Origin of the sequence: Mesorhizobium sp. YR577 (assembly GCF_900116595.1) — a bacterium.
Lineage (GTDB): Bacteria > Pseudomonadota > Alphaproteobacteria > Rhizobiales > Rhizobiaceae > Mesorhizobium_M.
In genome coordinates, this window is sequence record NZ_FPBI01000056.1 from 1 (window position 1) to 9,465 (window position 9,465).

The window sequence follows — 9,465 nt, forward strand, 5'->3', positions numbered from 1 at the left end:
CGCAACGCGTTACGACAAGCTTGCCAGAAACTTCTTATCTGCGGTCGCCTTGGCTACCCTCGTCGCGTTCTGGCTATGATTGAGTCTGAACCCTAAGATGTGCGTTGTTTTCGGCGCAAAGCTCAATCGCGGCATCAAGGTCGCGGTCGGACTGAGTGACGTCAATGATGCTGAGAACTGTCTTGAAGGGCATGGAACACACTCCATCTGGTCGGCGGATTATCCGCAATCCAGACATTCTACCCGGGGGCGACCGGCCTGCCTTGCGCTGAATCAAGCACCGATATGACAAAATCTACGGCGCGGCGATCCATTTGATCCCGATCAAGGCGTCGCTCCGCCAAGCGAGCAAACTGATGTCAACGAAAGGATCGTTGTCATGTCATCGCTCGATACGCTCACGTCCAAATTCCGTCATGTGCGACTTCTTCTGGCGCGCGAAAAGGATCACCCTGCGGGAGACCGCAATGAGGGGTACGATCTGGTCATTCCGCTCGACGCCGACAATCGCATCGACGCGGCGGAATGGAAGGCACATCAGGCAGCTTGCCGGGTCCGCCATTTCAGGCCTGACAATGAAGACTTGATCGGGCGTTTGCGCCGCAAGCCCGGAGGGCAGTGGTATTTCGACTATGTCGAAGGCGACATGGATGACGAAATCGGTTTCCGGATCGGCGAGGAACGTTTCACCCCAGGCGAATACGTCTCCATCCGCAGCGGCGGCAAGATGCACACATTCCAGATAGCGATGGTCGTACCCCTGCAACCAACTCCTAGTCGCCAACCTGAGAAGGCGGCAGGCCAACGCAACGTGAGGATATGAATCATGTCGGCACCAATCGCGCTCACTCATCGCGGTAAACCTCAGGCACGCCCAAATATGCTGTCTTACAAGTCGATGCTGGTGAACTTCGACATAGACGGTTGCGTTTCCACGTTGGCGATGCTTGCTGAAAGACTGGCCAAGGATTTCGACGCCCGCCTCATGGGTCTTTGCGCTGCGGAGGTACCTGTCCCGCTCGATTCAGCCGACGGCATGGCTTTCGACCCCCAAATCTTCCAACGCCAACGCGAGGATATTGAACGCCTTTTCAAGGTGCATGAAGCACAATTTCGCGAACTGGTTGGTACGGGCCCTCATGTCCAATGGCGAGCAGACATTGCCAACCCGACGCGATCTCTGATCGGTTACGCGCACGAAACAGATCTGATAATCACAGCTTCGCCTGAGGGGGCATCTATCGGCAACGCATATCGCTCGACTGATCTCGGCAATCTTATTCTGAATGCAGGGCGACCTGTTCTGATAGCCGCAAGCAGCGCCGAACGTATTCGTACCGACCGTATTCTCGTCGCCTGGAAAGACACGCGCGAGTCCCGCAGGGCAGTCGCAGACGCACTTCCGCTTTTATGTCGCGCAGATGAAGTTGTCATCGCGACGATCGATCCGGACGCTGATGCCTTCACCAAGGGAAGGCTGGCGAATGTCGCATCTTTTCTTGGACGTCACGGTATCAACGCACGCACGGAGATCATCAGGTCCAAGGCCGACGGCGACCGGATTTCCGAATTCGCCCGCTCAATTCAGGCCGATCTTGTCGTATGCGGCGCCTACGGCCACAGCCGGTTCAGGGAGTGGATTTTCGGTGGTGTGACCCGAAGCCTGCTTAACGATGACGGCCTGAACCGCTTCATGTCCAATTGAGTCAGGTCTGCTTCAGGCTTCGGTTGGCCAGTTCGAGTGCGGCCAGGGACATTCCTTGTTCAGAAGGATGCTGCAGCACCGAGAACCCGAATTCGCGGCACATTGTCAGCATCGTTTCGTTCTCACTCAGAACGATGCCTTCAATCCGCTTCAACCCGTCGTGGGCCGCGTAGTCGACCAGATGATTGAGCAATGCCCATCCGAGACCGTGACCTTTAAGATCACTCCGGACCAAAAGGCCGTATTCCGCCACCTGGTGATCCGGATCTGATGACAGGCGAACGATTCCCGCCAACACACCGCTTTCCTTCTCCAGAGCCAGGAACGCCATGTCGCGGTTGTAGTCGAGTTGTGTTAGCCGCAACAGCAACTGGTGGGGAATGGACTTGGCTTTGGAGAAAAAGCGCAGCCGCATATCGTCTGCCGTAACCTTGGCCAGAAATGCAGGATAAAGCGATATATCGGCTGGTCTGATCGGGCGTAGATGAAACGCTGCCTTCGCAAGCACGACATCCTTCGTCCAGCCTGACGGGTATGGACGGATCGCCATTTCGGGGTTTGGACCTGGACGCTCCACGTCCGCTGGATCGATTTGAATGCGCGCGTCAAGCGCCATGACACCTTCGCTGTCGGCGATCAGCGGATTGATATCCATCGCCACGATGCAGGGAAAATCCACAATCATCTGTGACAATCCATTGAGCGCGAGGCAAATCGCCTTGCGATCCGCCGGCTTGCGGTCGCGAAACCCGGCCAGCAGCTGCGCAATGCGGGTCCGGTCGATCAGGTCTCCGGCAAGCACATCATCAAGCGGTGGTAGTGCGATCGCGGTATCGTCCATGACCTCCACCGCAACGCCTCCTGCGCCAAAAAGGATGACCGGCCCAAAAATCGGATCGCGGCTGACGCCGAGGATAAGTTCCTGAGCATGGCTACGAACGATCATCGGCTGAACGACGAACCCTTCCATGTCGGCTTGCGGCGCAATCTTCTTGAGGCGCGTCGTCATTCCGACTGCCGCCTCCCTTGCCCCTGCCGGTGTACCCAGATCGAGAACCACGCCGCCGATATCGGATTTGTGAGTCAGCGTCTTGGAATGCAGCTTGACGACAACTTTCTCGCAGCTTTGCAGCAGTCGTGCCGCCGCCATTTCCACCTCCTCGACAGACCTGGCGATTACCGTCTCGGGCACAGGTATTCCATAAGCGGCAATCGCCGCCTTGGCCTCGGGCTCGGTCAGCATGCCGCGCCCTTCCTTCGCCGCTTGCCGGAAGATGGCAGCGACGGCGTCCCTGTCTGCGGTGACGTCTTCACCACGGGCCGGCGGCACGCGCATCAATGCCTTCTGCGCTCTCGACCAGTCGCTGAGATAAGAAACAGCGACAGCTGCATCCGCAGGTGTTTCGTAGCTGGTCACGCCAGCTTCTTGCAGAACACGCCTACCCTCGCGCGCCGTATGCTCTCCGAGCCAGCAGGTCAGAACCGGCTTGCCGTTGATAGTGCCGTCTTTCGAAAGTGCTGCGACAGCGGCCGCGGCCTCGACCGGCGAGGCAAGCCCGGTCGGACAGTTCAGCACCATGATGACATCGGTTTCAGGATCAGCGGCAACTGCTTCCACGGCAGCACGATAACGCTCCGGCGTGGCGTCTCCGATAATATCGACGGGATTGGCATGAGACCAGTTTGCAAGGAGAAGCTTGTCCAGACCGCGTATCGTGGCTGTCGTAAGGACCGCCAACTCGCCACCGCAGTCCATCAATCTGTCCACCGCCAGAACTCCCGCACCACCGCCATTGGTGACGATGGATGTCCGGGCGCGCTCGAGAGGTGCAAACCGCGCAATCGTTTCCGCGGCGTCGAACAGCTCGGCAAGACCCTGAACCCGAAGAATACCTGCTCGGTGCAGCGCCGCATCGATGACGCGATCCGCCCCCGAGAGCGCGCCCGTATGGGTGGCCGCAGCCTTGGCTGCTTCCGTGTGGCGTCCTGACTTGATCGCGATAACCGGCTTGAGACGCGCTGCTGCCCGCGCGGCGGACATGAACTTGCGCGGATTGGGAATGGATTCCAGATACATCAGGATTGCCCGTGTCTTGGCATCGCCTGCAAGAAGGTCGAGACAATCGCCAACGTCCACGTCGGCCATGTCGCCCAGAGAGACGATCTTCGAGAAACCGACATGATTGTCGACCGCCCAGTCGACCAGGGCCGTCGCGATCGCGCCCGATTGCGAAACCAAGGCGATCCCGCCAGGATTGGCACCCATATGAGCGAAGCTGGCATTCAGTTTCGCGGGCGGAACCATCAAGCCAACTGTATTCGGCCCGATGATGCGTAGCAGGAATGGCTTGGCGGCATCGAGCATCGCCTGCCGCAACCCGTTCTCACTTGTCAGGCCTGCCGTGATGACCACCGCAACCCGCGTTCCCTTTTCGCCCAATTCGCCGATCAGAGCCGGCACGGTCGCCGGCGGCGTGATGATCACAGCGACATCAGGGACGCCGGGAATATCCTTGATTCTACTGTAACAGTCCCGGCCGGAAACCTGTTCGTATTTTGGATTGACCGGCCACACCTGGCCTTCGAATCCGCCATCCAGAATGTTTCTCATGACAACATGTCCGACCGAACCGGCACGCACGGATGCTCCAATCACCGCCATGGATTTCGGATGATTTACATAGTCGAGGTTTCGGATGGTCACCCGCAAGCCTTTGGTCAGATGGTTGTGCAGCCGGCGCCGGCCGCCGCTGCAAATCGCGTTACGCCGCTTTGATAATAACCTTCAGCGCTTTCGTTGTTGGCGCACGTGCAAATGTATCGTAGGCATCCAGGATCTGATCCAGTTCGAAACGGTGCGTGATAAGTTTCTTTGGGTCGATCTTGCCGGCGCGCACCGTTTTCATGAGCATCGGCGTTGTCACAGTGTCGACCAGTCGCGTCGTGATGTCGATGTTGTGCGACCATAATTTTTCGAGATGCAGATCGGCTTTGACACCATGCACGCCGACATTGGCAATCGTCCCTCCAGCGGCCACGATTTCCTGACAAAGTTCAAAGGTTGCGGGAATTCCGACCGCCTCGATCGCCGTATCCACACCGCGATTGTCCGTAAGCGCCATAACTGCCTGAACGGCGGCGTCACCGGAAGCGCTGATGACAGCGTTTGCGCCGAACCGCGTTGCGACCTCCAGGCGGTTTTCATCGAGATCGATCATTATGATGAGGGCCGGTGAATAGAATTGCGCGGTCAACAGCGTGGCCAACCCGATCGGGCCGGAGCCCACGATTGCCACTGTTCCGCCGGGCTGAACCTTGCCGTTGAGGACACCGCATTCGAAGCCGGTAGGCAAGATATCGCTCAGCATGACAAGCGCTTCCTCATCAGCGCCTTCGGGAATGCGGTAAAGACTCGTGTCGGCGTGTGGGATGCGGACATATTCGGCCTGAGTTCCGTCGATCTTGTTGCCCAGAATCCAACCGCCTGTGGTGCAATGCGAGTACATTCCCTTTCGGCAGTATTCGCATTTACCGCAGGATGAGATGCAGGAAATCAGGACATGGTCGCCTGCCTTGAACTGCGTCACACCGGCGCCTGTCTGCTCCACGAGCCCGACTCCCTCATGACCGAGAATGCGACCGGGCGTGCAGGTCGGGACATCCCCTTTCAGGATATGCAAATCGGTTCCGCAGATTGTCGTTTTGGTGATCTTGACGATGACATCGGTAGCATCAAAGATTTCGGGTTTCGGGCGCTCTTCAAGCGATTTCAATCCCGGTCCCTGATAAACGAGGGCTTTCATTCAGACTTTTCCTTCTATCTGCCTTCCGACGAAAACAACGATTAGCAAGGGGAAGCTGGACAGGGGCTGTCCCGCCTCCCAAAATGTCATCGTTGACGTCAGATCAGAGTCAAATGATCGACCACCACGCTTACGCCGGGCGCAGACCATGCTGCCCGCTCTGCTGCAGCCCGCTCGGACCAGGCCTTGACCTTGCCTTCGAGGGTAACCTTGCCGTCCTGTACATTGACCTTGATGGCTCTGGCTTCGACCTCGGCGTTACGCTTCAACGCGTCCTCGATCCGTTTTTTGACGTCGAAAGCCGACGCAGTCGGCTTCACCTCAATGTTGTTAGCAACTCCGTAGACGCCCACCAAACCCACGATCGCCTCGGCTGCGGCAATCTTCTGGTATTGCCATTCGACCTTGCCTGTAAGCGTAATCCAGCCATTCTGGACTTTGACCTGAACGGCGCCATCTGGAACGGTCGTATTCCAGTTGATGACATCGAGAACCCGCTTTGCGATTTCATCGTCGGCTTTTGGATTGCTGCCGAACGGACGTACTTCGATTTCCTGTGCTATGCCCTTTACGCCTTTGACGCGACGGACCACATCTTCCGCGGCAGATCGTTCAGCGTATGTGGAGACATGCCCAGTGAGCGTAACCACGCCATTTTCGACAGCAACGCCGATATTTGCCGCGTTGATGCTCGGCTCGAAATCGAGCTCGTCGATAATGTCTTGCCTCAACGTTCCATCATACATGACCTTCACCTTCCCTGGCGCGACGGACGAAATTGTCCACATTTGGGACCGTTAGCGTCCATCATTGTTTGATGCCGGGCATTGATCAGGGTCAAACGGTGATAGATGCTTCGCCACAACGATGCAGGTGCTGGCGAATGGCTAGAAAGAGCGCGGGAATCCTGATGTACCGTTGGGCAGCCGACGTGCTTCTGGTCATGCTTGTTCATCCCGGCGGTCCCTTTTGGATCCGGCGCGATCTCAGCTCCTGGTCGATACCGAAAGGGGAATACGGGGATGACGAGGAAGCTGAGGCGGCAGCAAGGCGGGAATTTGCAGAAGAAACAGGGCAGCAGCCGAATGGCATTTTGCTGCCGCTCGGCGCGCTGCGCCAGCGTACCGGAAAGCTCATCACTGCCTTTGCCTTAGAGGGCGACCTCGACGTCGAAAAACTGCAAAGCAACATTTTCGAGATGGAATGGCCGCCGCGTAGTGGGCACATTCAAAGTTTTCCCGAAATCGATCGTGCGGCATGGTTCCAGATGGCCGATGCGCATAAAAAGATTGTTGCCGGCCAGCGACCATTTCTAAGCCGATTGGAGCGGCTCCTCGCCGCACGCGCATAGAGCGATGCAGCATCCTCGATTTCAAGATGGAAGAGCGGTCGGCGGTCTATCCCCTACCGGGAGCTCCGCGGCAGCATTCGTTTAAGCACATCGTCCTTGCGAACGAAGTGATGCCAAAGGGCCGCTATTGCATGCAACCCGGCGAGAGCGAGTATGAGATTGGCGCAAAGCTCGTGCAGTTCCTTGATGAACCCCGCAGTCGGACGATCAGGCAAGAAGGGTGACGGGATCGTGAACAGGCCGAAGAAGCTCAATGCATCGCCCCGAAACCATGTGAGAAGGATTCCGAGAACCGGGATGGCCACCAGCAGCGCGTAAAGCAGAAGATGCGCTATCTTGGCCAACCATCGTTCGAGTGGCCTCATTTCCGAAGGCAACTCCGGCGCTCCATACACAAACCGCAAGCCGACGCGCAGAATGACGAGCGCGAAAAGCAGCAGGCCGAAGGATATGTGGAACCACCAGACAAGATCGCGGTTCGGATCACCGCGGGGGAACAAATCTTCCGCGTAGGTCAGCCCATAAAGGCCAATGACCAAGAGAAATACGACCCAGTGAATGGCCTTCTGGGAGCTTCCATAGGTAGGATACATCTGAGCGATCCAGTTTTGAACGTTTCTAAACTAGCTTCGATTTTGTCAAAGCTTTGTTCGATGCAAGGCAGCATGACGATCATACTTCCACCGCTGCAATCGCAGCCTCCTAGATCGGAACAAACATGCGTGCTGCCGCGATCGCCATCACGCCAGCGGTGATCCAACCCAACACGACGACGGGTTTGGTCGCAACAAGGACGCCCGTCACCGAGTTCCTGCTTGCAAGAAGAATGACCACCACTATCAGCGGCACAGCAACGATGCCGTTGATTACGGCGCTCCAGAAAAGAGCTTTCATGGTGATGGGACAGATTTGAACGTTCGGTCGGCCAGTCGAGCAGCAGTTGCCGCACAATTCTCGAACCAACATGGCGTTAAAGCGGACCGCGCGCTTTGATCCTGGTCAAACGGCACGGCGACGCCGACGCCCACCTGCAAAAGCGGCGGTGCTTTCATTGACATTGCCGCGCCGCGCTCGACCAATCGCGGAGCGGCCAAGAGCGCCGTGATCGCCGCAGCACCCAACCAATATTGATGGAACGCAATGATCAGCAGGCCATTGAACAGCAACAACGCTCCGGCAAACCACACCATTAGCCTCGTCACTTTGCCTCACCTAATCGTGACGACGGCGGTTGACCGATTCTTAACCCTCTTTCCAACATCCTTTCCGAGCGCAGTGGAGTCATCTCGGCAATGGCGGGCAGTTCTCTGCCGCGATCATGTCGATTGAAATGGCCGGAATCTATGAACTACGAATCTTGCTACGATTGGACTGGCGCAAAGACACGTCGCAGCAGACATATCCGACTTCTCACAGGGATATCGGTAGCGGCTGCGATGGCTGCGCTCTTGATCGGATCACTGCCGCAATAATTGATGAAACTTTTATTTCGAGAACCGGACAATGACAATCGGCCTAAGCGTGGTCGCCCATCAATCCTGATTGCGGCCATCCCGAGCCTAGTGGCAGTAGTGGTTGCAATCGTTTTGGTTGTAAAATTTTCCCAAGATTGAGAAGCCCGCCATCGCGAGGGCGGAGAAGGCGGGCTCTATGCCGCCGGGGAGTAAGAGGGACGCCGGCGACGTGCCGCCATGGCGTGGCAACCGAAATGGACGGCGCCGAATTAACGCCGCAATCGCCGGGACCGTTCCAATCAAAATTGCTGGACGGCAAAGAATTCCGTGATTATCTGATTTCGCGGCCGACCGGCAGGGGTTACCGCATTGGCCGGCGCAGCTGTCAGCAAGCTACCATTGCGCCGGCCTCTCATTGGAGGATGCGATGCCACAACTTCACGCCCGAGGTGTTGAGCTGGTCGTTGAGCTTCTGGACGCAGCCGAACATTTCGAGAAAATGCCCACCTCCGATATCAATCTGCTAGCTCGGGATATCCCGTCGACTCGTAAAGACGCTGCGGCCCGCGATCATGTCCGATAACGCCCTGCCACAGCAAAAAGCGCCGAAGCTGATCGTTGTCATGGGGTTCGACCGAGACGAGGAAGGCGATGTTCAACCGGCGTTCGATCCTATGGAGCAGTAGACCACGGAAGTGATCAGAACAGCGAAGGGTCTGGCGGGCAATTATGCGGGCGTTATCGCGTGGAGCCTATCATCTAGGTGATCACGGTGAGTATGGTGAATCAAGCGTAGGGGGGAAACTGGGCGATGGGCTTGGATTCGATGTTCGGCGGCGGCCATATCATGATCGTCATGCTCGGGCTGCTCGGCGCGATGCTGCTCATGGGTTCGGTCTTCATAAACAACCAGGTCGCTCACTACACACAGCGCGACGAGCGTCATAAGGAAAAGCAGCTCGAATATTATCGCAATACACTTTCGCAGCTTGGTGTGATCCTCTTTGGTATCGCCGTTTCGCTATTCATATTCTTTTTTCAGCAGAGCTACCTGGAACGTCAAAGGCACGATTCACAAATGCAAGAGCTTTTGGCGAAACTCGGTGTAAGGCTGAGCCGCGCGGCACCGCTGCTTGAATTCGTCGCCGAGAT

9 protein-coding genes and 2 pseudogenes are annotated in these 9,465 nt (G+C 57.0%); 5 read left to right on the forward strand and 6 right to left on the reverse strand.

From position 1 onward, the window contains the following. The 3 genes and pseudogenes from BM413_RS32935 to BM413_RS32090 form a co-directional block, all read left to right on the forward strand. A pseudogene (locus tag BM413_RS32935) lies at positions 1-79 on the forward strand (IS5/IS1182 family transposase); the annotation flags it as partial. Between the two features lie 300 nt (positions 80-379). Beyond that, positions 380-823 (forward strand): hypothetical protein, encoded by a 444-nt coding sequence (locus tag BM413_RS32085; RefSeq protein ID WP_091918885.1) that lies wholly within the window; start codon positions 380-382, stop codon positions 821-823. A gap of 3 nt (positions 824-826) precedes the next feature. Next, positions 827-1,705, forward strand: a complete 879-nt coding sequence (locus BM413_RS32090) for a universal stress protein (RefSeq protein ID WP_244538150.1) — start codon at positions 827-829, stop codon at positions 1,703-1,705. Between the two features lies 1 nt (position 1,706). On the opposite strand, the gene BM413_RS32095 is transcribed toward BM413_RS32090, so the two are convergent. The 3 genes from BM413_RS32095 to BM413_RS32105 all read right to left on the reverse strand — a co-directional run bounded on the left by BM413_RS32095 (position 1,707) and on the right by BM413_RS32105 (position 6,254). Beyond that, entirely contained in the window at positions 1,707-4,409 is a 2,703-nt protein-coding gene (locus BM413_RS32095; protein ID WP_091918887.1) for a bifunctional acetate--CoA ligase family protein/GNAT family N-acetyltransferase, read from the reverse strand. 58 nt (positions 4,410-4,467) lie between these two features. Further along, the gene (locus BM413_RS32100) at positions 4,468-5,508 is read right to left on the reverse strand and encodes a zinc-dependent alcohol dehydrogenase family protein (protein WP_091918888.1); all 1,041 of its coding nucleotides are present in this window, start codon (positions 5,506-5,508) and stop codon (positions 4,468-4,470) included. A 98-nt stretch (positions 5,509-5,606) separates the two neighbouring features. Further along, complete coding sequence (locus BM413_RS32105; protein ID WP_091918889.1) at positions 5,607-6,254, reverse strand: BON domain-containing protein; 648 nt, start codon at positions 6,252-6,254, stop codon at positions 5,607-5,609. A gap of 137 nt (positions 6,255-6,391) precedes the next feature. On the opposite strand from BM413_RS32105, the gene BM413_RS32110 reads away from it, so the two are divergent. Beyond that, positions 6,392-6,859 carry an NUDIX hydrolase gene (locus tag BM413_RS32110; protein WP_091918890.1) on the forward strand — a complete coding sequence of 156 codons (468 nt, stop codon included), beginning with the start codon at positions 6,392-6,394 and terminating at the stop codon, positions 6,857-6,859. A gap of 53 nt (positions 6,860-6,912) precedes the next feature. On the opposite strand, the gene BM413_RS32115 is transcribed toward BM413_RS32110, so the two are convergent. The 3 genes from BM413_RS32115 to BM413_RS32125 all read right to left on the reverse strand — a co-directional run bounded on the left by BM413_RS32115 (position 6,913) and on the right by BM413_RS32125 (position 8,049). Beyond that, the gene (locus tag BM413_RS32115; RefSeq protein WP_091918891.1) at positions 6,913-7,452 is read right to left on the reverse strand and encodes a cytochrome b; all 540 of its coding nucleotides are present in this window, start codon (positions 7,450-7,452) and stop codon (positions 6,913-6,915) included. Between the two features lie 109 nt (positions 7,453-7,561). Next, on the reverse strand, positions 7,562-7,753 hold the full coding sequence (locus BM413_RS32120; RefSeq protein ID WP_091918892.1) for a hypothetical protein: 192 nt from the start codon (positions 7,751-7,753) through the stop codon (positions 7,562-7,564). After that, positions 7,750-8,049: a hypothetical protein gene (locus tag BM413_RS32125; protein WP_091918893.1), complete on the reverse strand. Its 300-nt coding sequence runs from the start codon at positions 8,047-8,049 to the stop codon at positions 7,750-7,752. Before BM413_RS32125 ends, BM413_RS32120 begins: the two co-directional genes overlap by 4 nt. 1,075 nt (positions 8,050-9,124) lie before the next feature. Between BM413_RS32125 and BM413_RS32135 the strand changes: the two are divergent. After that, a pseudogene (locus BM413_RS32135) lies at positions 9,125-9,465 on the forward strand (hypothetical protein); the annotation flags it as partial.

Excerpts from the sequence above, each read along its gene's own strand:
- BM413_RS32125 (WP_091918893.1), bottom strand. The coding sequence starts at position 8,049 with ATGGTGTGGTTTGCCGGAGCGTTGTTGCTGTTCAATGGCCTGCTGATC.
- BM413_RS32110 (WP_091918890.1), top strand. The coding sequence starts at position 6,392 with ATGGCTAGAAAGAGCGCGGGAATCCTGATGTACCGTTGGGCAGCCGAC.
- BM413_RS32085 (WP_091918885.1), top strand. The coding sequence starts at position 380 with ATGTCATCGCTCGATACGCTCACGTCCAAATTCCGTCATGTGCGACTT.
- BM413_RS32105 (WP_091918889.1), bottom strand. The coding sequence starts at position 6,254 with ATGTATGATGGAACGTTGAGGCAAGACATTATCGACGAGCTCGATTTC.
- BM413_RS32115 (WP_091918891.1), bottom strand. The coding sequence starts at position 7,452 with ATGTATCCTACCTATGGAAGCTCCCAGAAGGCCATTCACTGGGTCGTA.
- BM413_RS32100 (WP_091918888.1), bottom strand. The coding sequence starts at position 5,508 with ATGAAAGCCCTCGTTTATCAGGGACCGGGATTGAAATCGCTTGAAGAG.
- BM413_RS32090 (WP_244538150.1), top strand. The coding sequence starts at position 827 with ATGTCGGCACCAATCGCGCTCACTCATCGCGGTAAACCTCAGGCACGC.
- BM413_RS32120 (WP_091918892.1), bottom strand. The coding sequence starts at position 7,753 with ATGAAAGCTCTTTTCTGGAGCGCCGTAATCAACGGCATCGTTGCTGTG.